Here is a 22,816-nt window from a genome sequence, read left to right as displayed (position 1 = left end):
TTTAAAGTCTTTGCAAAAAAAAAGATACCCATGCAGATATATCATTTTTATTTGTTTTACTGAATTCTATTGGTGTTTTATTAATTTTAACTGAGCGCAGATACGTTGTACTAAAAAAAAGCAAATCACAAAGTAGGAAGTGATTAGTTAAAAGCGCATTTGAACGTGGATTCTTGATGCAACCAATCATGAATTTTAACCGTCTTTGGTAAACCCCCTTATTGGTATGAGAACTATTGCTTTCGTTTTATTGTTGTTATCATTTACATCAAACGGTCTAGCCCAGAAAATCTCCAAAAAAGAGGCCATTTTTGACCTTGAATATTTTAATAAACTTTTGCTGGAGGTGCACTATAATCCTTTTTTGTATTGTTCGGAATCCAGATATAAAAAGGAATCTAAGCAGCTAATAGAAAGTCTACACGATTCCGTGAATACCAAAATCTTCACTCTTCAACTTAGCGCACTAACCGCTATACTGGGAGATGCCCATACTTCACCCACAATTATCCAGTCAGTATTTAAATCGGATTATGCAAAGCCATTGTTTCTGCCGATAGCATTTGTTGCAGACGAAAAGATGCATCTATTTAGCAATGGGAAATTAAATAGTGATATTATTCCCGCAGGGGCCGAAATTCTTTCGGTAAATCATATCTCAATCTCTAAATTCTACAAAAAGGCAATAGGCTTTAGCGGTGGAGAGGAAGCCTATAAAAAAGCAATAGCAACGAGGATGTTAAGCTATAACCTTTACCTGTCAGGTCTCAAAGCTCCATTTATAATTGATTATCGCTTTAAAGGACAGCATCTCAAGAAAAGAATCGAAGCAGGAACCAGCTTGGGTAAACTCATAAAAGACGTTTTCCCAAATATTGCTGGTAAACCATTTGAATTCAAAGTGATGGAGAATAAGCTGGGCTATATCCAATTAAATACGCTAGAGGGTAACTATGAGCCTTACATGAAGTTTTTTGATTCTTGTTTTTCGGTAGTCAAACGGAATGGAATCCGGGCTGTCGCTATTGACATCAGAAAGAATACGGGGGGTAATTCGATTAACGCTGACTTATTACTTGGCTACTTTAATAAATCCAGGTACAATCTATCGGGCATAAAAAACTGGAAAATCAGTCAGGCATATAAGGATTTATTGATCTCCAATGGGGATACTGCTAATCATTACCTTCAACAGCTCAATAATAGCATCTGGAAAATCGGAGACTGTATGCCAAAAGAACCAAGATACATTAGCCCGGATCTTTTCTTTGATGGAAAAGTGTACCTATTGACAGGGCCTATTACTTTTTCAAGCGCCAACATGTTAGCTGATGGTGTGAAGAAATTTAAGATGGCTACCCTGATAGGTGAGCCGACAGGGGAGAAAACTACTGATTTTGGGGAATCATATCATTTAATTTTACCAAATAGCAGAATCACCGTCTCCATTTCAACCAGTCTCGATGAGGGCGTGGATTGTAAAAGCTACTCAAATCAGACCGTTATTCCAGACCTGCTTATTAAAACCAGTCATTTGCAACTCATCGCAAATGAAGATCCCTTACTCTCTTGCTTGTTAAGCCTGGCAAAATAGTTAGGCTTCTTAGACGGTTATTAATTCAATAGTTTTTATTGTGCTAATGCTAGGGAGATGATTTTTATCTAGAGGTTTAAAAAATTAATAATTAGGATATGAATAGCGTAACTTCTCTTGTTTTTTAAACCAAATTTTGGATATGCCTGCATTTTATTAATGTGTTCAGGGTTTTAAAAGACGAATAATAAGACTTATATGGGTAAACCGATGTTAATTGACCCTGTCACGCCAAAAAATTCTAGTAACTCTCTATTTATTAGTGAGCTTAAAAAAATCGATGAAACGGGCTTAAATTAATCAGTTTGTTCAATTGCCACAATGATAGCTTGACACAAGTCAGGCTTTAGATTCGCTAAGGTTCGTCTAGAAAATACAGGCATTGGTCTACTGGTTACTGATGCTGGTATAATACGAGGTTTTTGCCTGAAACATTTGATGGACAGCCGCGTCTTAATAACAAACAAGAGCAAAAACCTAAATAAACGATATGAAAACCTTCGCAAAAACATTATTCGCAGCAGCATTAACAGTAGTATTATTTACTTCATCAGCAATTGCAACTTTTGCCGCTGAACCAGTTGAAGCAGAAACAGAAACTTCTTCATTATCAAAATTCAACAGGATCTGGGTAAGCGGGAATGTGAAAATCGTTTTAACCCAAGGTAACAAGCAAAATATAGAAGGTGAGAGTAACTATAACGCTGCCAAAACCTCCGTATCAACTGATGGAAAAACCTTGTTTATCAATTCGGAAGAAACCAGCCAGGTAACACTTAATATTACCGTAAAGGATTTGGAAAGAATTGAAGCCTATGGTCAATCAGTTGTGGTAACCAACAATAATTTCGATGTAAAATACCTACAGTTATTTTTGAATCAGAGTGCCACAGCTAAGATTAAAACTACAGCAGGCAGTTTATATACCATCGTTAAGGATGATGCGGTATTAAAATTAAATGGTACTGCCGATCAAAGTACAATGATCGCTAGCAACATGATGAATGTAAAATTAGCTGACTTTTCGAGTCTTAAATCAGAATCATATGCTTCTGAAAGCATCATGGAAGCTGCGCAAAATGCTATGGTTTTAGCAAAATAAAAAATATCGATCAAAAGTTAAAGCTACCAATTGGGTGGCTTTTTTTGTAAGAAAAATTCTTATTTGGACATTACTATTAATTCTTAAAAATATTTTCCCTGTGCCATGTTATTGCAGCAAGCTCAGGAAAATGGATTCGTTCTTTTGGTAATATAATTTTTCTATGAACTAGGCTATTTAATGCATAAGTATGTTTCTCGTTTTCAATTAAATGACTCGAAAGTAAAACCGTATAGTCATTGGAGATGCTAACGAGTCCACGATCAAAAGCACGGTGTAAATTTGGACATAAAGCGATACCATTTGTTACTTTGTCATTATGACTGACATTGAAAGGTACGATATGGCAAGCGTCAACAAAGCTATGGCCAAATGTGCTACTGAGCTGCATGCCAGTAATGCTACATTGATTACCGTAGAGTTTAGGGATGAGCCTTTTGAAGAGTCCGTTACGCACAAAGATATCTTCTTCTGTGTTAATAATAACCCGCTTATAGTTTGTCACTGGTTCATTTAATACAAACTCTTCCTGTTGGTGCAGATAGCCTTCTCCATGATTTTTCGCAGATATATAATTAGCTTTATAAGCGGAGAAATAAGTATCCAATAAAAGATTTTTTGCAATTATTCTATTTGTCTTATCAATCAATAGAATAGCGAGCTCTGGACCAAAGTAACCAAAGGCACAAATTTCGCTTAATCGGTTCACTGATTTAATGTGCGAATTAATTTGCATGCCCAAATTAGGCTGTAACGACCAAAAGGATTTTCCTGCTACTTTTTCACTTTGTAAGTAGTAAAACGGCTGAGTAAAATCTGATTGATGTAATGTCGGAACAAGTAAAAGCCAGTTTTCTTTGAAAGTTGCTACCAAATCGGCATTTACTTCAAATTGATTGTTAGTTACTGCACCTTTATCTATAAGTTCAATTAGGCTTAGTAATAAAACTGGCTTATGTGGCGCAAGGCCATATTTAGTAATACCACGTTTAAGGCCTATAAATGCTTTGAGGTATTTCTTGAGGGCGGAGTTCAATATTTCTAATTTATGTTTAAGCTTGGGCTAATTTAGCGGTGTCTTTCCATAGGTATGCCGGCATGGGTTCATCAAGCAGCCATTTAATATTCATTGGTTTATCTCCATTACTTTCTAAAAAGCCTGCTTTTCCTAGAAATACATAGCCCATGGTATTACCAAACTCATCATCATTTTGCTCTCGCACAAAGATTAAAATGTATTTGTTTAGTTTTTTTTGTTCAATGTAAGATCTGCCTTTGGGAGAGGTTGAACTCGTTGCATTTTGGGACTGCCAATGAAATAGTGTTTCACTAATAGCATAGTCATCATATAATGTTGTCGGAGAGTATTCTTTTTCTGATTTTTTTAAAGTAACAAATAGGGCTTCTGTATTGAGCTTACTATTCAAAGCTACCCCCTCGCGATTGGATGAAGCTTTTTCAAATTGATGCAGTTGCAGTGCGACCAAAATCTGATCTCTATTGTATCTGCTATGTACTCTTAATGGAAATGCAAATGGTAGGCTGATCGGTTTTTCTACAAATTTAACCTGTCGGTTAAGGTAATGAATTACTTCACTTAATTCATCTAACATTATACGGTTTGATCTCAATGCCCGATAAGAATCCGATAGGGTTTTGTAATCAGATTTATTATCGGACTGGAAAAAGTCATAATAGAACATAAGGTTCATCAACCTTTCCTGCTCGGTAACATGTGCACTAATACTGAAATCATTTTCAATAAAATTCAAAAGAAATCTAAAGTAAGAAATAGAATTAGACTGCATGAGTTTTTTAATGCCTTTGGTAATCTGAATTTCTAGAGGCTCTTGAAAATTCTCAATTAATCCTGCGTCTGCACATAACCTTTTCCAACTCCCCTTTTTATAGACGTTGGCTAATTCCAAACCTGTAAAGTTTAGAAAGTTTTGCAGAGATAGAGTAAGTGTCGATTGGTGCTTGAAATTCTGAAGCTTAACAATAAGTTGCCTACGGTTTAGACCTGTTGCTGCTTTAATATTAGCGAGAATTACAGATTTTGCTTTCTTTTCTAAAACTATGCTACAACCTAGTGGCAGGTGCGGGAAATTTTCTTCCACTTCTTTCAAAATAGGTGTATTCGTTTTTCCTACGAGTGCCCTAAACTTATGTTCAAAGTCATACTCTACACGTGCCTGACCTACAAAATCCAGCACCGTTAGAAAATCTTTGTTTGTTGCCAGGCGCAGACCCCGGCCTAATTGTTGCAAGAAAATGGTTAAGCTTTCAGTAGGTCGTAAAAATAGCACAGTATCAATTTCTGGGATGTCAATTCCTTCATTAAACATATCTACCACAAACAGAAAATTAATTTCTTTATTGTATAAACGCTTACGCATTCCGTCCCGTTTAACAGATGCATTCTCAGAAGTTAAGTAATCTGCCTTCCAACCATAGAAAACGAATTTTTCTGCCATATACCTTGCATGCTCGGTGTTTACACAAAAGCCAAGCGCTCTTACCTGATGAACATCGGTGAGGTAAAGTTCGCAGTTATTTAAGATTTCTTGAACCCGGCGGTCATCACTGGTGTAAATTTTAGTGAGCTCCTTACTTTCATACTTGCCATTTTTCCATTGAACCTGACTAAGATCCACTGAATCGGATATGCCAAAATATTGAAAAGGAGTAAGTAGTTTACTGTTTAATGCCTCTGGCAGCCTGATTTCTGCTGCGATGGTATGATCAAAATCTTTTAAAATGTCAACGCCGTCCATCCGCTCCGGGGTAGCAGTCAAACCAAGCAATATTTGAGGGTTAAACTTGTCTAAGACTGGACGGTAGGTGTTTGCAGCAATATGGTGTACCTCATCAATAATGATAAAATCGTAAAAGTTAGCACTTAGTTTAAAACCGGGCAAGCGGTTGTTCAGGGTTTGAACGGATGCAAAAATATGCTCATATTGCATCGGTTCTATTCCATCTACCCACAAATCTCCAAAGTTGGCATCACGTAACACATGGCGAAACATATCCTGAGCCTGTTCAAGCAGTTCTTTTCTGTGCGCGATGAAGAGTAATCTTGCCTGCGAGTTATGATCCTTGAACCGTTTATAGTCGAATGCGGAAATAACGGTTTTACCTGTACCGGTGGCAGCAACAATGAGGTTCCTATAGCGATGATGATTAATCCGTTCAGATTCCAATTGTTCTAAAATCTCCTGTTGGAAATGTTTGGGTGTGATGTCAAAGAAAGATAAAATGCCCCGATCATTGCTGGTGCTTTGTTGCTTTAAAGCACTGGTTAATTTGGCTTTGTCAGTACCGATAGTATAACTTTCAAACTCCTTATCGGCCCAGTAGGTATCGAAGGTTTTTTTAAACTTATCTATAATATGTCCAATTTCTTTTTGGGTAACCTTCAAATTCCACTCTAAGCCGTTGGTCAATGCTGAACGGGACAAATTGGAAGAGCCAATATAACCTGTATCAAAACCTGATTTTCTTATAAACAAATAAGCCTTTGCATGCAACCGTTCATGCTCTGTGTTATAAGAAACTTTAATTTCTGTGTTCTTCAAGCCGGACAGAAATTCTATTGCCTTTACATCGGTAGCACCCATATATGTAGTGGTGATGATTTTCAATTTCCGGCCACTGTTGGTGAAAGTTTGCAGTTCATCTTTAAAAATCCTAATGCCCGAAAACTTGATGAAGGATACAAGCCAACAGATTTCATCGGCAGATAGAATTTCTTTTTTAATTTCACTTTCTAAAGAAATGCCTGCATTACTACCAGTAAATAATTCGCTCTGACTTAATCTTGTATAAGGCATAATCTGCTTTATATGCTCCTTTAGATCAGGGAAAGGTGAATCTTCAATGGATAACACGGCTTCTAATAGTTGCCCCTCAGATGTGATCAGGTTATTGGTTAGGGTTAAATCTGGTAACGCAGAAATAAGTACCTGTATAATCTGATTGGATAGTTCAATTTTCTTTTGAATGCCGCCGTGTTCGCCTTCCTTTATTTGTTGTAAAGCAAACTGAATAGTTTCGGAAAGATAAGCACTTAAGTATCTAGCAGCTTCTGATTTATCGAGTACAGCTTTTTGAATGAAGAACTTTTCCTCATCCATTTGGTCAAGTTTTGAAGCAATTATTTTGGTAATCAATTGTTCGTACAGACCGAGTTCAAAAGACATATTTTTATTTATTGAGCGTTTGTAGGTAATATTGAGCCACTGGTATATCAGCTTCTGCCCAATCCAAATCTAATAACTTATTAGGATTAAGCCAACGGAATGCTTGGTGTTCGCTGAGTTTTATCTCACCTTGTTCTATTTTGCAGATAAAAGGATTGAGAATGATACTAAAGTTTTCATAGTTGTGAGTCATCGATGGCAATTTATTACTAATGCTAATTTCAATATGTAGCTCTTCTTTAATTTCTCTGACAACTGTTTGTTCCGGGCTTTCTTCTCTTTCAATTTTACCACCGGGGAATTCCCATTTTAATGGTAATGACATGCTTGAACTTCTTTGGGTAACCAGTATTTTTTTGTTCTGGGATACTATGATGGCACAGCTTACTTGGAAGATTTTTTTAATAATAGCTTTATCTGATGACATGACGTTAATTGCTGATTGTGATTACTACTGGTCTAGCATATATCTGAATTATATAGCATGGGATATTTTTTAGCTTATATTACAAACTTAATTTAAGTTATTATAAATTATTAATTATTAATCTTCTACTCAAGTATCGAAAAATGTGAGGCATTGGGGTAACAAACTCTTATATATATCTCAGTAAATGTAGTTATTCGTCATCTTGTGAATAACTGGTTTAATCAATATGGAAGTATATAAATCTTAATTTCGGTTATTTTGTGTGGTATTAAATCCTCCGAGGATAATAAAATCAGAATTTCTCACCAAAATTCATGAAGAATTATGTTAAGCGGAATAGTTTAGATGCGGAATGAGTAGCCAAGTATTCAGTTACTCAACATTGTGTATTTACGGTTTCCCGTACAATATGAGAATTTCTAATACCTAATTTGCCAATAAAAATTAAACCATGGCAAAATCTAAAGAGACCAAAGTTGTTAAGACTAGTGTAAGTGACGAAGAAAATGAGATTATAGCAAATATGCAAAATCCACGGTTAGTAAAATTGATCGTGAAGAATTTCAGGTGTATTGGGCCTAAAGCAGTGCACATAGATCTCAATGATATTGTCGTATTGGTGGGGTCAAATAATGCCGGCAAAAGTTCCCTTCTTCGAGCCTACGAACTGGTTATGTCAGAAGGCTCTAATGAGGCAAAGATTAAACAGGATGATTTCCCCAATAACTTTATTAATCCGGAAAACCTTCCCGAAATCGAACTACATACTATCGTCTATGAAGAGCGTGTTGGAAAACAGTGGGTGGATGTAACCGAGAATGGTGAGCTTTTGGTAAAGGAGAAATGGACCTGGGCTAATGTCGGCGCTCCGATAAGACGTGGCTGGGATGTCACGGCAGGAGACTGGCATACAACAAAGGCGCCCTTTGGTCCGGCAGGGGTAGCAAATACACGAAGGCCTGAGCCGCACAAGGTTGATGCGTTCAGTAAACCTGAAGATCAGGCTGAGGCAATAAAAAAACTCCTGATGGCCGGCATTTTGGAAAAGGTAAACCAGTTGAAAACCGAAGAGCAGAAAAATGAGTATCACAAGATGCTTGATGCCATAGAAGTAGTTCAGAATAAAGTGATCAAGGATACTCGTGGCCAGATTGATTCTGCAAATGACGAGCTGAGCAAGTTAATAGATAAGGTATTTCCCAATTATAAAATAAATTTTGACGCGCAGCCAGATAGTAAGTCTGAGTCTGTCCTTTTCAAGTGGACCGCTGATCTTTTGATGGGTCCTATGGATGGATATATGAGTACGATAGACAAACAAGGGAGTGGAGCAAGAAGAACTCTTCTTTGGACAGCTCTTAAATATATCTCGGAAACGACAAGGCCGAAAATGGCTGATGATGTGCCAACTCGACCACATATATTACTTATTGACGAACCTGAGATATGCTTACATCCAAACGCAATTAGAGAAGCTTGCAAGGTTCTGTACGATTTGCCGGGGTTTGGGAATTGGCAGGTGATGGTAACCACTCATTCTCCAATTTTTATTGATTTTTCAAGGGACAATACCACTATTATACGTGTAGAGCGTAATGCGGAAGGCGATGTGGAAGGAACGACAATCTTTCGTCCGGATAAAGCAAAACTCGATGATGGCGACAAAGAAAATCTGAAATTATTGAATATCTGTGATCCATATGTGGCGGAATTTCTTTTTGGCGGAAAGGTGCTTGTGGTTGAAGGTGACACCGAATATACTGCTTTCAATTATATCAAATCCAAACTTCCTGAGGAATACAAAGACTTACATATCATTAGAGCAAGGGGAAAAGCTACTATCGTTTCTCTAGTCAAAATCCTCAACCATTTTGGGGCGAGCTATTCTGTTTTGCACGATAGTGATATGCCAAAAACAAAAGATGGTAAAGGAAACCCAGCTTGGGGAAACAATCCCAATATCCTTAAAGCAGTTTTAGCCAAGCCTGAAGGTACAAAGGTTCGTTTGCTCGCATCTCTCCCAAATTTTGAAAAAGCATATTTTGACATGGAAGTATCAAAGGAAAAGCCATACAATGCGATTCTTACCTTATCAGAAGATGAAAGTAAATTCAAGATAATCAGGCAGTTGTTGGACGCGTTAGTAGACCACGATGCACAGACGCCACAAAATTGCGTGGAGTGGACTGATATAGAACATTTGGAAACTGAGCTGCATAGAGCATTGGGATAAAGATGTCGTAGGACGTCAAAAATGATAACTTCTCCTAATCCAATGGGGAGAAATTAAAACTGGCAAAATATTTAAATACACTAAGCCAATAGTCATCAATGTAGTTGACTAGCTAAATATTACAATATGTCATACGTTTACAAAGAATCGGAACTTTATTTTAATGGATACAATCCGCATCACGTTCCAGGTGATAACCCTAATATCAGAGGCAAAATTGATAGAGATAGATTTGATAGGCATGAAAAATATGAGATCGTACCGCTCATTAATGAATTTGCAAAGTTAAAAAACTTAACAATGAAGAAACAGTGCAGGTTAGTAGAGGCAATTATTCACGAACATTTGCCATCTAATATAGTAATGCGCGTTGATGTATTGAAGTGGCTGTCCGAGAATTTTACTAAATGGGATCTCAAAGAAGGTAGTCAAGCTGATCAAGACTAGAAAATAAATGGGCGGGCAACAATAAAAATTGTCAGCCCTTTTTTTGTAGCCTATCTTTTAGTAGCGCTATATTTTATAATAACAGGAGGAAAGCGAATAACTTCCTAAGGTCCTTTGTCAAATTAGATTCAATACTTCTGATTCGGTTTAGAATTGGCTATTTGACTAAAATTATAAATAAAAAAAGAATGTAACTGACAGAGGCTAATTATTTTAGCTAACAAATTGTTAATAACTTAAATTACTAAACAAATGCGCATTTCAATATATTTGTCTAATAGATAAGACTAATATTATAAGGTTTGTTAAAATAATAAAAAGCTCAGGAAACTTCGACATATCCTGAGCCTTATAAAATTTATCATTCGCACCAAGGGAATTAGAATGCGAACATTGAGATAGCCTCGTTATTTAGCATGTACAAAAGTATAAATAATATACTTTTCAGACTACAAAATCGTACTCTTTTTCCCCTATGCCTTGGGGTTACCAGCCTTGCTTATTTCTGGAATTAAATTATGTGCTCAATTTATGGAGTACGATTTCTTCATTATTCAATTTTAAAGCAATGGCAACAAATGGAAAGCTTGGCGATAGTCGCAGGCACGGGGCAGTAAAAGACCGCTCAGAAACTTTTAACCGCGAGAAAGAGCAATGGGTAAAAGGAGCTGCTCAAACAGGTAAGTTTATGGATGTAAAACAAGATGGTTTGTCTTTCAAGCGTACAATAGAGGAGAAAGGGTAATATGGATACTTTAGATTACTTCAATCAAAAAACTTATAGTCTTGAAAAAATTCAAGATATAAATAAAAAGGTTACTTCGAAAGATTTGTTTGACATACTTAAAAACCATGAGGTAAAACAATTCGTGGAAGAAACCTACGAGATTACTGATGACAAAATCACCATAGATAAAATAGGCGCTATTAAAGCCATTGTTGAAAATTACACCAAAAGGTTTGAAACTTATAGGGTTTTATGTGAAGGTAAAGATACTAAGGTTGAGTTTGTGAAAAATAATGAAAAAGACGTGTTTTTTATTCTTGCAAATTGTGCAAATGAAGAAGCAGAGGACTTAGGTGAAATCGAAGGAATGTCAATCTATGATTCCCTCAGTTTATTTTACGACGACAGAAAACTCAGTCAGCATATTAACTATATCAAAACAAATCATCGAGACCAGAATCTATTAAATTCTATAAATAATTCTTGGGCTGATTATTATGCGAGAAAGAATAAATCATCAAAAGAAAAATTGTTTCGCATTTTGAAGGATAATCAAAAGGGAGACTATTTTGTAAAGAGCTTCAACACCAGAAAGTACAAAGAATATGGCGTAGCGGAAACATTTGCACTGACGATGCTTGAATTAAACAAATTACAACAGGATGAAAATTACAAGTTTGACATTACAAGTTTAGCAATCAGTGAAGCAAAAATAGAGATTACTATAACTTCTAATAAAGAATATTACCTTAAAAGGTTTGGTAAATTAAGAGCCTCCATAACTATTCGAAATGAAGACCAAGGTAATACATCTTTAGGATTCTACAGCACAATTGATTTTAACTTGGAAAAAGAAATCGGTGGCAAAATATTCCTTTATCCAAATAGGGAGATAGAAGGAATAAAATTTAAAAAGACTTTTCAGCATACAATTGCTGCTGTTACATTTGTCGAAGCTCACCAGATCATTGGCGATTTAATTGGAGAAGTAGATCGTGTTTACAGTGACATACATTTTATGAAAAACAAGCATACTCCTGATGAATTAAGAGCAAAGATTTTTGAAAGAGTAAATTCTAAGAGAGGAATGTTTAAAGGTGTTGAAGAGTTAAGTGATCTCTTTAGGAAAGATGTTGACAATGAGATATCTAATATTAAGCAATTACTGGAATTGTGCTCTAAGGCGGAAGTGTTGGAAATGGAATATGATACCAAATTCAAATTAAGGTATTTGATTTCTAATGTTTTATTGTATGGTAAGAATGAATTAGAATAGTTAAAAACTCAGATATGAAAAAGATTTCAGTTTCCAATGTAATTAAGTTCATTAGAAAAGGTGATAGAAGTAGAATGGCTTTTATAGCAAACCTAAAAAAGCCTAAAGTCAAAACTGATGATTCCGGTGGAGGTAATTATTGGATGTGTTCTACTAGCACCATCAGTCAAGTTTTAAAATCAGAGGAATTGAGTGAGCTAGAAAAGAAAATAGAGATTCTCAAAGAAAAGAAGCGTAATACACCAAAAAACGTTTCAAAAGGGATGTACCAAAAGAACATTGACATACTCTACAATGCAAAAGACTTTGATTATTCGGAACTGAAACCTTATTTCGATATTGAGTATCTCAAGAATACAAATGTAATATTGGAATTGAATACCGTTCCTGTTCAAATTATTCCTAACCACGTATTTAAATTTCAAGAAAATGGAGTGGAGAAAGTAGGTGCAATTTGGATCGTCGCTAACATCAAGTCCTACAAAAAAGAAGAGTTAGCGGTGTTTGCCTATAGCCTGTTTCAATACTTAAAACGTATCTATGAGGATAAGTATCAAATAAGCGAAGATTATTGTATTGTGTTAGATGTTACAACGTCCAACGTGTTATCTTATAAGCAAGCAGCTGATTTTGGCCATATAAATTTTGTTCAAGAAACGTTAGCTGTGATAAAGAAAATGATATAACCTAATGTGGCATTAAAAGAAGAAACCTTGTGCGCCTGATTTGCTGATGTCGTTTCTCTAATTTTAGTTCATTTCTTTCTAAAGTGAAACGGATGTGGATCTATTTGCCTTGTGATATTGGTTTTTCCAAGTAGATATTGACATAGTTGTCTTTTACTTTCAGTAGTTATATATTAGTAGTAATCGATAATTACCCTCTCTCGATTAGAAGAGGCTCATACATATTCTATTATGGCAGAACATTTCTTTAAATTTCGGGGGAGATTTGACTTTTCTCCACATCCATATGAGGTCGGCAATCCAATATTCCATAACAGAAAATTAGAGGATAATTTTTTTGCGCTGAAACTTTATGGTCTACCTGAAGGTGAATATAAAGCATTCTATGACTTCCATCTAAGCCATTATCTGGCCCGGAATCCAGATGGAGGCGAGCACTTCTTTCGTAAGGTAAACAGGAGCATCCAAAGGAGAATTGCTTTTTATTCTGCTAAAAACCCCTTCAAATCTGTATATGAGATTCATTCAGCCAACCTTGATAAATTAGAGGCCTTCCAAAAATTCTTAGATAGCATTGATGAGTGGAATGTAAATACTTCAACGGAAAAAATGCTTAGTCAAAAAGATGCGGAAATTGCGCGGCTCAAAAGTAACCTGGCAGACTTGCAAACCCGGTTCGATGAAGTGTTACAGTATGAGGCGAGCGAGAAAATTGTCATCAACAGCGGGAATTTAGCGGCATTTATGGATCTCATGCGCCAGTTCCAAAAACTCATGCTTCCATATGAGAAAAGGTTGTTGAGCACTCAAGGTTTCAGCCTTTGGTATAAAATGATTGCCAAAAATTTTGTGCATGGAGACAAGCCGATACCGCTGGCAACCGCTCAGAATTATTTTTCATCTGAAGACTCTTCTAAATATATTTTTATATCCGATAAGGATATGGCTTTTGATATTTCCGGTTAAGCCTTGTTAATCAACAATAGCCTAGTTTAAAGCGCAGTGATGCCCTCCACCTATCACAAATGCATCAGTAATCTGCTCAGCCATACCGCCGGGTTAAATGTTCACGGCTTTGGAGGCCCGTCAGAATTTACCTTGAAAGATATCAATCTTACTATCCCCAAAAATTAAATCACAGCCATAGTAGGCTCAAGTGGTAGAAGAAAAACAACCTTACTAAAGGTGCTTCTCAAATTGTATAAGATTGATCAAGAAAGTGTACGGTTGAGATGGCTAAAGTAAGCATCATGACGGGGGATACTTCGCAATGCCTAAACGTACAAGCATAAACAATCAATTAGTGATCACAAATTGGTTCCTGATGATGGTAGGAATATGTTGCAAGGTATTGATATGGAGCAACGGATTCTCCTCAAGAATCAAAATATCGCCATCTTTACCCTGGCTAATGCTACCACTTCTTTGCGCTTCACCCATTACTTCAGCGGGTATAATGGTTGCAGACCTGATCGCATCAAGCGGACTCATGCCGCATCGCATATAGTTCTGGATCTCATCGGCTATGGTTCCCTCATTGTCCGTTCCTGCAACGATCGGTATATGATTATCTGCAAACAGCTTAATGAGTTTTTGATAAAAGGCAACTTTCTTATCTCCCATCAGGCGGTAAACATTTAGTGTGGGATCTAAAAAGGTATGATGAGATCTCATGCTGTCCAGCAGATTTTGATTACCCGTTTTCAGATCAGTAGAAGACCAGTTTATATTATTCATGAAAAAATTGATGTGACTGATACTCCGCATTCCGTTGTTAATAAAGTAGCTTATCGTATAACCTGTTGGCAAATGCCCTACAACATCCATATCATACCGTTTGGCCTCTTCCACGATACGATTAAAATCTTTCTTTTTAACGCTACCGTATACTTTTATCTGCTTAAAACCAGCATCATGGTAAGCACGTACATTTTTTTTGATTTCGTTTTCATTAGTGGCCAGCATGGCCCCTAGTGTGGCTGGTGATTTTCCATCCAGAAGCCCGGCGGCATAGAAATTTGGAGCTGGTGTTGATTCTTTTCTAACGATATCCATCAGCTGCTTTACAAAATCAAACTCATTACCCATGTCTCTCACTGAAGTGACCCCTGAGCGTAACTCCCGCTGAAGGTAAGCCGGATGGAAAATATGTGCATGCATATCCCAGAGTCCGGGAAGCAGGAATTTGTTAGTTGCATCAATCAGGCGTGCTCCCGGCGGAATCAGTGATTTGTTAATGGCGCCTACATAGTCTATTTTTCCTTTGATAATTAGGACCATTGTGTTATTTTGAAGGTCACCATTATGGGTAACATCAATGATAGTTCCACCTAAAATTGCAATTGCAGGGTTTTTTTTGAACGAAATGCTGCTATTATCCATATAGGCCTGTAGCAAATGGTGTGTTGATTGTTGATTGAGCTTGCTGAATGCCGATAGATACCGCTCATCAATCACCTCTCTCTTATCACCCTCGCTATCTATTGTGGTTAAAAAAATAGCTTTACCTTGCGCATCTGTCCAGAATATCTCATCCAGGCCATTGTTGATCAGAAAGGCTTTCCATCCATCTGCTTTATATGCATCTGTAATATTAGCTATTTCACTAATCCGGATAGCGGATCCATCTAATGCCGATTTTACAACAGCAGGACGCGCTGCTTTAATCCAATAATCAATCAGCATTTCTCTCAATTTTATAGCGCCATTCTGGCTCAGAGGGAAACCCTCATTGGGGGAATACTGTTTGTCTATTTTTTCTTGCTTAAAACGCGAGGTTTGTCCGGTGGAGGTATATCTTGAGCCGGCAGCATTTGGGGTTAGTGAGGCGGTAAGCATTAAAGCCTGACCACGGTCTACGGTGCGGATAGTGATATCCACAGCAGCGTTGTTATTGTCTCCAACAATGGAAACTTTTTCTGTGCCGATCTTATTTTCAAGTTTATACACTTGATAGTTTTGTGTTACCTGAGCAGCCGCAAAAGGTAAATAAGCCGTGCAACTGAATATGAAAATGATCAGGGTGCTGAAATTCCGGGTCTGTGTCATGTTTGTAATAATAATCATAATGCCTGACAACGAAAAAAAAACTAAATTTTTGTACTTGGCAGTAAAACAGCTTCCCCTCAGGAACGTCAGTTGGGAGAAAAGCAGTGAAGTAAAGTCAGGCCTATGCTTGTATATTCATCAAGTCAAGGATACAGTGTTCATTGTTAAAAAAATTATTTTTTTCCGGATCTGAGCGAAGCAACCTGACGGTTTCCCCAATCCAATACGCGTAGCATCTGTATAGATCGCGCTTGATGTATTTTTTCTGTATAGTTCGAAAAATTTCTACCTTACATCTTTTGCATTTTATATAGACATACAAATAGGACGGAAAGGATCCAATTTCTTGTCTTAAGATAGAAAGGCTGTATTCGTAAATACTTTAATTGGCATTGCACGTAATAAACCTCAATCATCCTGCATTTTACCCAAAGCCAAAAAACATAGAGAAACAAAACAGGTGAATCAATTTATTAATATATTTTTGCAAGAGGCGATATAAATCAGGCATTAATCTGATCTGTTGCATTTAAAAGCCATAATAGAAAAAAATTAAAGCATGCAAAATCTTGCCCCAATTGCCCTTTTTGTGTATAACCGTCCGCAACATACCGAACGAACATTAAAGTTTTTGCAACAAAATGAACTTGCAGCAGAAAGTAGATTATTCATTTTTTCTGATGGTCCAAAAAAACTTCATGATGAAGATAAGGTAGCAGAGGTAAGATCAATTATAAAAGAAATTGATGGCTTTAAATCGGTAAAGATTTTCGAAAAAAAAGAAAATTCTGGCCTGGCAAATTCTGTAATAGCTGGGGTAAGCCAAATCATAAAAGATTATGGGCAGGTGATCGTTTTTGAAGATGATTTAGTGAGTTCACCATATACCCTTACTTATTTTAATGAAGCGTTACACCGCTATCGCGAAGAAGAAAAAGTAATGCACATTGGTGCTTACATGTATCCGCTAAAAACTAAAAATCTTTCGCAATCATTCTTTTTTAGAGCAGCAACCAGTTGGGGTTGGGCAACATGGGGGCGGGCCTGGAAAAATTTTGAACCAGATATTGATACACTGATGAGCCAGTTTGACCATAAGAAAAAAGCAGCGTTCTCTATTGATAAAACCATGAATTTCTGGAAGCAGATGGAGGAGTTTAAAAAAGGCAAAAACAATAGCTGGGCCATTAGATGGTATGCCTCTATTTTCTTAAAGGGCGGCTTAACGTTAAATCCTGCACAATCATTGGTTAATAACATTGGTCATGATGGTTCGGGAGTGCACTCTGGCATAAATAACATTTACAATGTGGCCATAAACCCAAAACCAATTACACAGTTTCCAACTGTTATTGAAGAAGATAAAACCGCTTACGAAATGATCAAAGCTTTTCTGGCGAGCAGAAAAGGTAGCATTATTAAAAGAATCAGAAGATTTGTTAATGAAAAACTTAGTCAATATTTTTCAAAGTAGCCATCAGAATTTATTTGTAATTTAGTGAAATGATGAAGTCTTTATTGCTGTTTTTGCTCTTTATTTCTGTAACTGTTTATGCACAGGATGCTCCAAAACCTTATGGAGCCTTGCCTTCAAAAAGACAATTGGCCTGGCACGACATCGAAGTTTATGGATTGATTCATTTTACACCAACCACCTTCGAAAATAAAGAATGGGGATTTGGCGATGCAGATCCGAGAACATTTAATCCAGGAAATTTCAATGCCGAACAAATAATAAGTGCGGCAAAAGCCGGAGGTTTGAAAGGCATTATCCTGGTGGCTAAACACCATGATGGCTTTGCACTTTGGCCCACAAAAACAACTGAATATAACATTACAAAAAGCCCCTATAAAAATGGTAAAGCCGATTTGGTTAGAGAAGTAGAGCAGGCCGTTCGCAAAAATGGATTGAAGTTTGGCGTTTATTGTTCTCCATGGGATAGAAATAATGCCTTGTATGGCACAGATAAATATTTAGCCATTTATCAGGCGCAGCTTAAAGAATTATACGGAAATTATGGCTCACTTTTTATGAGTTGGCATGATGGAGCAAATGGTGGCGATGGTTATTATGGCGGTGCCAGGGAAAAAAGATCAATAGATAATACCACCTACTACGATTGGAAAAATACCTGGGCCATTACCCGTAAAATGCAACCTATGGCGAATATTTTTAGTGATATTGGACTGGATATTCGTTGGGTTGGAAATGAAGATGGCCATGCGAACGAAACCAGTTGGGCAACTTTTACGCCTATGGCTCCTGATGGAAAAAATGAAGCCGTTCCAGGACAGGCCAACTATCCTCAAAGCCCTGGTGGCATTAGAAATGGGAAATTCTGGATGCCTGCAGAATGCGATGTTCCCCTTAGAAAAGGCTGGTTTTATCACCCTGAAGAACAACCTAAAACACCAGAACAATTATTTGATTTATACTTAAAAAGTGTTGGTAGAGGTGCAGGCTTAGATTTAGGCTTAGCGCCAGATACGAGGGGCCAGTTACATGAGGATGATGTTGCGGCCTTAAAAGGCTTCGGAAATATGATAAGGAATACTTTTGCGAAGAACCTGGCCAAAGGTGCTATAATTAAAGCAAGCAACATACGTGGCCCGAAATTTAAACCTTCTTTATTACTAGATGGAAATAAACAAAGCTATTGGGCAACAATTGATAACATACATCAGGCCAGTCTGGAGTTGGATTTGAAATCAAAACAAACATTCGATATCATCAGTCTTCAGGAATTTATCCCTCTTGGGCAAAGAATAGAAGCTTATAACATTGAAGTTTTTGAGAACAAGCAATGGAAAAAAATCTATAACGGTACAAGCATCGGCGCAAAGCGATTAATCAAACTTGATTCAGCAGTAACTACGAACAGCGTTAGAATCAATATTACTAAATCTCCGGTTTGCATTACGCTAAGTGAAATCGGACTTTATAAAAAAGCTTTATAATGGCTTCTTTGCTTCCAGAATAATGTATGGCGAAAGGCTTTTACTTTCGAAAGGAATAATCTTGGTTAACACTTTACCTGTTAACCAGACTGCTTTTTTAAATAATCGAACGCCTGCTGGTTTTTGACTTTCGTTTTCTAACCACACACTAAAATGACCAAAATAGCCAGACCTTACTTCTTTTAATCCCGCTTTTTCGCAAATAGATTTCAATAAAGCAGGGTTCATACTATCGATATTGTGCTTGTCATAGTTTTCTTTATCGAAATTTTTCTGAAACCATCCATTTACCGCTTTGAAATTGGGTAGGGTAATAAATAACGTACCGCCAGGTTTAACAAAAGTGATGTGGCGATTAATGATGTCGGCAGTATCATTAAAATGCTCAATTAAACCACAGCTTAAAACTAAATCATATTGCTGCGCGGGCCGATAGCTAAACAAATCGGTTTCAATTATATGAATGTCTTGTTCGTTTAGGCCATTTTTTTTCAATAATTCATTCACCACAGGCGGGTGCACAAAGTAATCTAGTAAAGTAACATCTAACTTTAAGAATTTTTTTAGAAACACAGCATAATAACCAGGGAAACCACCTAATTCGATGGCTGTTTTCACCTTGCCCTCTTCCACAATCTCAGCCAGCTGCCGATGGAATAAATAATGCTCCGGGAGTTGAACCGCAAGGCCTTTTTTACGTTCCCAATAATTTACCCAAAAAGCCCTGTCGGTTAATAAATTTGCCATGTTTCAAAATAATTCCAATACCAAAGAAACGGAAATTCGAGAGATAATTTATAAATTTTGTCATGTTGAGCTTGCCGAAACACTAAAGATGCTTAGACAAGCTCATTATCTTCACCTATTATTTTAAATCTTTTAAAATTTCTGCAACAGCTCTTTCCAATTGTGGATCTTTATCTGCCAGTCTATCTTCGAAGGTATTTTTTACAAAAATATCTGGCTTAACACCTTCACTTTCCAGGTTCTTTCCATCCATGGTGTAACAACCCCAGGATGGTAAACGGTAAGAGGAACCGTCAACCAAACTCTTTGCAGAGGTAAAAATAATCCAGCGGTAAGTTTCAGTCCCGATGATTTTTCCAAGCTTTAATTGTTTAAATCCAGCTGCGGTCATTTCCGCATCGCTTAGCGATTGCTCATTAACTAAAAGTACAATCGGCTTTGCCGCCGGACCGAAATTACTTTGCGGGGCTAATTTTCCGCCACGATATTTCCATTGCAGATAAGGCCGTTGAGATAAAAACTTCAATACCTCGTCATGTACATTTCCCCCCGTGTTGTACCGAAGGTCTAAAATAATCGCCTCTTTATTTTCTTCCTGGGCAACCATGTCAAGCAAGAAAGTTTCCAGCTCACTGCCACTCATGTTTTTCATGTAAGAATAGGCAATTCGGTTATTTCCCCATTTATCAACGTTTTTTCTATTGTTGCTAATCCACTCGTCGTACAAATTACCTCTTAAATTACCTGCACTTTCCGGATGAAGATTTACAAAAACCTGTTTGCCTTTTCTATCAAAAGTTAAGGTCATTTCCTGGTCCAGAGATGGTTTGCTGAAGTAATAATCGCGGTCTGTTTTTTCATCAACTTTAACTCCGTTTACCGCTGTTAAAATATCGCCCGGCAAAATATTAATTCCGGTACGGGCTGCATTACTTTTAGCAGCAATCCGTTCTACTTTTAGTGGGTTTTCCTTTTCGAAAATCAGGCCAGTTTCATTGGTAGTATAGTTCAGGTTTTTACGTTCTTCTGCTCCGGTACTATTGAAACCCATGTGCGATGAATTCAATTCACCTAACATATCATTAAGCAAAATCCGTAAATCACTCCGGTTGTTTACATAAGGTAAATAGGCTGCGTAATGGGTTCTCATTTTATCCCAATCTACCCCATGAAATTTTTCATCATAAAAATTTTCATCTAAGCCTACCCAGGTTTCATAAAACATCTGGTTAAACTCTGCATTTAAATTCCTGGTAAATTTATAACCCTGGTCAATTTTATCAAGCTTATTAGATTCTAAACTGTATTTATTAATCACGCCACGCGATAAGACGAAAAATTTATCGCCAGCCTGAACAATTGAATAATCGCCACCATCGGCAACTTTCTCTGTCTTTTTCTCCTCAAATGGTTCTATAGAGGTTCGATAAAGCGCTGGGGAGCCACCTTCATGATTCGAGGCATAGAAAAGATAAGTTTTATCTCCCTTTGCAAAAGCATCTGCTCCAAACTGCCCCCCAAAATTCGGACTAACCAATTCTATTCTATCTAAAATGTTCTGCGTATTAATGATAATTACGCTGGCTGGTTTAGGTGTGGGTGGAGTGGTAATCTTTTTGGAAGTATCTGCTTTAGCCTTTTTAGTTTGATTTTTAACCATATCCGGTTTAACTTCTGATGGTTTTGTTTCCTTAAACAAATCATCAAATTTATCAGAACGGAAAGGCTCATCATAATTGTTTAATGCCATGCGATAAACATGTGAATTTGCAGATCCTGTAGGGTAAGATGGCCGGGTTCTGGCACTGGTAAAGAAAATGTATTTGCCGTCTGGAGACCATGTGGGGTTAGTTTCACTTACGCCTGTATTGGTTAGGTTAATGGTTTTATGTTCTTTAATATGGTGCACTACTATATCCTGCTCAAAATTTCTGTAAACGGTAAACAGCACATATTCATCATTTGGCGAAAAACCAGGAGCCGAATTTTGAAATGCCCAAAACTCATCCGTTACCAATGTTTTACTTTCCAGCGTTTTCAAATCCATTAACTTCAATTCATTTCTTCCACTTAAATAAACGGCCAGCGTTTTACTTTTATTTAAGGTGATATCACGGTTGTTTGCCTTATCCTTTGTAAGCTGTTTAATGGTTCCTTTTCCGTCGCCGGTAATGGTAAACCAGTTTTGGTAACCATTTGCGGTCTGACTAAATAAAATTGTTTTGTTATCAGCAAGCCATTTGCACTCTATTGCCCGCTCACCGCTATTTGTTATTTTACGGATAAACTTTCCATCAGCATCGCTTACAAAAACCTCTCCTCTGGATACAAAAGCAATTTTTTTACCATCGGTGGAAGCATCAAAAGCAGATATATTTCCCTTAACATCATATTCCTGTTCTTTGCTCAATACTTGATTTCTGGAGGTACTAATCGCTACTTTTTCAGTTTTCTTAGCCGCAACATCGTAGGTGTAGAGTTGATAATCTTTTTCGAAAACTACTATTTTGCCATTGGCTGAAACAAAAGGACGCTTAATAGAAGTATCAAACTGAGTTAAACCCGTTTTCTTTCCGTTAATAAAAGTGTACAAATTGTATTCATCATTCCCCTCGTCTGACACAAAAAATATGTTTCCCTTTTGATCGATGCTTGTCCAGAAATCTTTTCCAATATAATCTGTATAGCGTTTGTAAGTTTTCGTTTTAGGGTTGTAAGATTGAATATCAGGGTTGTATGCACCTTTGTAATGTTTCCTGTTAGGGAAGCGGTAACTCTCCCAGGTATCATTAAAAAACAACGCGCCATCAGGCGATTCGGCGATATGATGGGTCGTGTTGAAATAGTTATCAAATAAGCGTGTTGGCGTGCCTCCTGCAATCCCCACCTGGTAACTTGAAAAAGAGTTATATCTTCCAGAGGTGAAGTATATGGTTTTGGAATCCCAACTCCAGTTATCCACCTCATCAGTAGCATCATTAAATGTTAACTGTTTGATGTCTCCACCTGCCAGCGGCATTACATAAACATCATTATTCCCAAACTGGTTGGATGAAAAAGCTAGCCATTTGCCATCAGGCGAAATTTTAGGGTTAACTTCTTCGCCCTGCATGCCGGTAATCCGGGCGGCTACACCACCCTTTACCGGAACTTTCCAGATATCGCCATCATAACTGAATACTATTGTTTGTGCATCGGGCGTTAAAGCAGGATATGAAGCAAAATAAGTTTGATTTTGGGCAAATAATTGGCAAGGCAATAAAAAAGCTATTGCAACAAGCGATTTCAACAGGGTTTTGATCATGATTTTATTTGTTGGCTTAAGAAGTTTGAAATTACACAACAGATTTAATATTCATAAAC

Annotated in this window: 16 protein-coding genes; 10 read left to right on the top strand and 6 right to left on the bottom strand. The window is 37.1% G+C overall.

The features are described from left to right. The first annotated feature begins 226 nt into the window (after nucleotides 1-226). Both SOM16_RS09270 and SOM16_RS09265 read left to right on the top strand, forming a co-directional pair. Entirely contained in the window at nucleotides 227-1,594 is a 1,368-nt protein-coding gene (locus tag SOM16_RS09270; protein WP_320463725.1) for a S41 family peptidase, read from the top strand. Between the two features lie 490 nt (nucleotides 1,595-2,084). Next, complete coding sequence (locus SOM16_RS09265; RefSeq protein ID WP_320463724.1) at nucleotides 2,085-2,696, top strand: GIN domain-containing protein; 612 nt, start codon at nucleotides 2,085-2,087, stop codon at nucleotides 2,694-2,696. Nucleotides 2,697-2,772: 76 nt separating this feature from the next. On the opposite strand, the gene SOM16_RS09260 is transcribed toward SOM16_RS09265, so the two are convergent. Genes SOM16_RS09260 through SOM16_RS09250 form a run of 3 tightly spaced genes read right to left on the bottom strand, consistent with a single transcriptional unit; the run spans nucleotide 2,773 to nucleotide 7,328 of the window. After that, nucleotides 2,773-3,732: an HNH endonuclease gene (locus SOM16_RS09260; RefSeq protein ID WP_320463723.1), complete on the bottom strand. Its 960-nt coding sequence runs from the start codon at nucleotides 3,730-3,732 to the stop codon at nucleotides 2,773-2,775. Between the two features lie 16 nt (nucleotides 3,733-3,748). Next, complete coding sequence (locus SOM16_RS09255; RefSeq protein WP_320463722.1) at nucleotides 3,749-6,901, bottom strand: DEAD/DEAH box helicase; 3,153 nt, start codon at nucleotides 6,899-6,901, stop codon at nucleotides 3,749-3,751. 4 nt (nucleotides 6,902-6,905) lie between these two features. After that, the gene (locus SOM16_RS09250; RefSeq protein WP_320463721.1) at nucleotides 6,906-7,328 is read right to left on the bottom strand and encodes a (deoxy)nucleoside triphosphate pyrophosphohydrolase; all 423 of its coding nucleotides are present in this window, start codon (nucleotides 7,326-7,328) and stop codon (nucleotides 6,906-6,908) included. A 454-nt stretch (nucleotides 7,329-7,782) separates the two neighbouring features. Here SOM16_RS09250 and SOM16_RS09245 point away from each other — a divergent pair, with 454 nt between their 5' ends. The 6 genes from SOM16_RS09245 to SOM16_RS09220 all read left to right on the top strand — a co-directional run bounded on the left by SOM16_RS09245 (nucleotide 7,783) and on the right by SOM16_RS09220 (nucleotide 13,666). Next, nucleotides 7,783-9,564 carry an ATP-dependent nuclease gene (locus SOM16_RS09245; protein ID WP_320463720.1) on the top strand — a complete coding sequence of 594 codons (1,782 nt, stop codon included), beginning with the start codon at nucleotides 7,783-7,785 and terminating at the stop codon, nucleotides 9,562-9,564. A gap of 126 nt (nucleotides 9,565-9,690) precedes the next feature. Beyond that, nucleotides 9,691-10,011, top strand: coding sequence for a hypothetical protein (locus SOM16_RS09240; RefSeq protein ID WP_131539899.1), 321 nt, complete (start codon nucleotides 9,691-9,693; stop codon nucleotides 10,009-10,011). Nucleotides 10,012-10,579: 568 nt separating this feature from the next. Continuing rightward, nucleotides 10,580-10,756 carry a hypothetical protein gene (locus tag SOM16_RS09235; protein ID WP_320463719.1) on the top strand — a complete coding sequence of 59 codons (177 nt, stop codon included), beginning with the start codon at nucleotides 10,580-10,582 and terminating at the stop codon, nucleotides 10,754-10,756. Between the two features lies 1 nt (nucleotide 10,757). After that, the gene (locus SOM16_RS09230; protein ID WP_320463718.1) at nucleotides 10,758-12,014 is read left to right on the top strand and encodes a hypothetical protein; all 1,257 of its coding nucleotides are present in this window, start codon (nucleotides 10,758-10,760) and stop codon (nucleotides 12,012-12,014) included. A 14-nt stretch (nucleotides 12,015-12,028) separates the two neighbouring features. After that, nucleotides 12,029-12,700 (top strand): hypothetical protein, encoded by a 672-nt coding sequence (locus SOM16_RS09225; RefSeq protein WP_320463717.1) that lies wholly within the window; start codon nucleotides 12,029-12,031, stop codon nucleotides 12,698-12,700. A 231-nt stretch (nucleotides 12,701-12,931) separates the two neighbouring features. Continuing rightward, complete coding sequence (locus SOM16_RS09220) at nucleotides 12,932-13,666, top strand: hypothetical protein (RefSeq protein WP_320463716.1); 735 nt, start codon at nucleotides 12,932-12,934, stop codon at nucleotides 13,664-13,666. A gap of 330 nt (nucleotides 13,667-13,996) precedes the next feature. Here the strand turns inward: SOM16_RS09220 and SOM16_RS09215 are convergent, their stop codons facing one another. Next, nucleotides 13,997-15,766, bottom strand: coding sequence for an amidohydrolase family protein (locus SOM16_RS09215; protein WP_320463715.1), 1,770 nt, complete (start codon nucleotides 15,764-15,766; stop codon nucleotides 13,997-13,999). A gap of 541 nt (nucleotides 15,767-16,307) precedes the next feature. Here SOM16_RS09215 and SOM16_RS09210 point away from each other — a divergent pair. Beyond that, a complete protein-coding gene (locus SOM16_RS09210; RefSeq protein ID WP_320463714.1) occupies nucleotides 16,308-17,222 on the top strand; it encodes a glycosyltransferase in 915 nt (304 codons plus the stop codon). Between the two features lie 29 nt (nucleotides 17,223-17,251). Beyond that, on the top strand, nucleotides 17,252-18,706 hold the full coding sequence (locus SOM16_RS09205) for an alpha-L-fucosidase (protein ID WP_320463713.1): 1,455 nt from the start codon (nucleotides 17,252-17,254) through the stop codon (nucleotides 18,704-18,706). On the opposite strand, the gene SOM16_RS09200 is transcribed toward SOM16_RS09205, so the two are convergent. Then, nucleotides 18,701-19,453 (bottom strand): class I SAM-dependent methyltransferase, encoded by a 753-nt coding sequence (locus SOM16_RS09200; protein WP_320463712.1) that lies wholly within the window; start codon nucleotides 19,451-19,453, stop codon nucleotides 18,701-18,703. The genes SOM16_RS09205 and SOM16_RS09200 overlap by 6 nt on opposite strands. A 118-nt stretch (nucleotides 19,454-19,571) precedes the next feature. Beyond that, nucleotides 19,572-22,757: a S41 family peptidase gene (locus SOM16_RS09195; RefSeq protein ID WP_320463711.1), complete on the bottom strand. Its 3,186-nt coding sequence runs from the start codon at nucleotides 22,755-22,757 to the stop codon at nucleotides 19,572-19,574. Nucleotides 22,758-22,816 lie beyond the last annotated feature (59 nt).

It is taken from the genome of Pedobacter sp. CFBP9032, from assembly GCF_034045265.1.
In the GTDB taxonomy this organism is placed as follows: Bacteria; Bacteroidota; Bacteroidia; order Sphingobacteriales; family Sphingobacteriaceae; genus Pedobacter.
The sequence above is the reverse complement of the archived record's forward strand: the minus strand, read 5'-3'. Positions and strand labels throughout refer to the sequence as shown.

What these genes read in the sequence shown, in the direction of transcription:
- SOM16_RS09270 (WP_320463725.1), top strand. Translation starts at nt 227, where the DNA reads ATGAGAACTATTGCTTTCGTTTTATTGTTGTTATCATTTACATCAAAC.
- SOM16_RS09265 (WP_320463724.1), top strand. Translation starts at nt 2,085, where the DNA reads ATGAAAACCTTCGCAAAAACATTATTCGCAGCAGCATTAACAGTAGTA.
- SOM16_RS09255 (WP_320463722.1), bottom strand. Translation starts at nt 6,901, where the DNA reads ATGTCTTTTGAACTCGGTCTGTACGAACAATTGATTACCAAAATAATT.
- SOM16_RS09250 (WP_320463721.1), bottom strand. Translation starts at nt 7,328, where the DNA reads ATGTCATCAGATAAAGCTATTATTAAAAAAATCTTCCAAGTAAGCTGT.
- SOM16_RS09245 (WP_320463720.1), top strand. Translation starts at nt 7,783, where the DNA reads ATGGCAAAATCTAAAGAGACCAAAGTTGTTAAGACTAGTGTAAGTGAC.
- SOM16_RS09240 (WP_131539899.1), top strand. Translation starts at nt 9,691, where the DNA reads ATGTCATACGTTTACAAAGAATCGGAACTTTATTTTAATGGATACAAT.
- SOM16_RS09235 (WP_320463719.1), top strand. Translation starts at nt 10,580, where the DNA reads ATGGCAACAAATGGAAAGCTTGGCGATAGTCGCAGGCACGGGGCAGTA.
- SOM16_RS09230 (WP_320463718.1), top strand. Translation starts at nt 10,758, where the DNA reads ATGGATACTTTAGATTACTTCAATCAAAAAACTTATAGTCTTGAAAAA.
- SOM16_RS09225 (WP_320463717.1), top strand. Translation starts at nt 12,029, where the DNA reads ATGAAAAAGATTTCAGTTTCCAATGTAATTAAGTTCATTAGAAAAGGT.
- SOM16_RS09220 (WP_320463716.1), top strand. Translation starts at nt 12,932, where the DNA reads ATGGCAGAACATTTCTTTAAATTTCGGGGGAGATTTGACTTTTCTCCA.
- SOM16_RS09215 (WP_320463715.1), bottom strand. Translation starts at nt 15,766, where the DNA reads ATGATTATTATTACAAACATGACACAGACCCGGAATTTCAGCACCCTG.
- SOM16_RS09210 (WP_320463714.1), top strand. Translation starts at nt 16,308, where the DNA reads ATGCAAAATCTTGCCCCAATTGCCCTTTTTGTGTATAACCGTCCGCAA.
- SOM16_RS09205 (WP_320463713.1), top strand. Translation starts at nt 17,252, where the DNA reads ATGATGAAGTCTTTATTGCTGTTTTTGCTCTTTATTTCTGTAACTGTT.
- SOM16_RS09200 (WP_320463712.1), bottom strand. Translation starts at nt 19,453, where the DNA reads ATGGCAAATTTATTAACCGACAGGGCTTTTTGGGTAAATTATTGGGAA.
- SOM16_RS09195 (WP_320463711.1), bottom strand. Translation starts at nt 22,757, where the DNA reads ATGATCAAAACCCTGTTGAAATCGCTTGTTGCAATAGCTTTTTTATTG.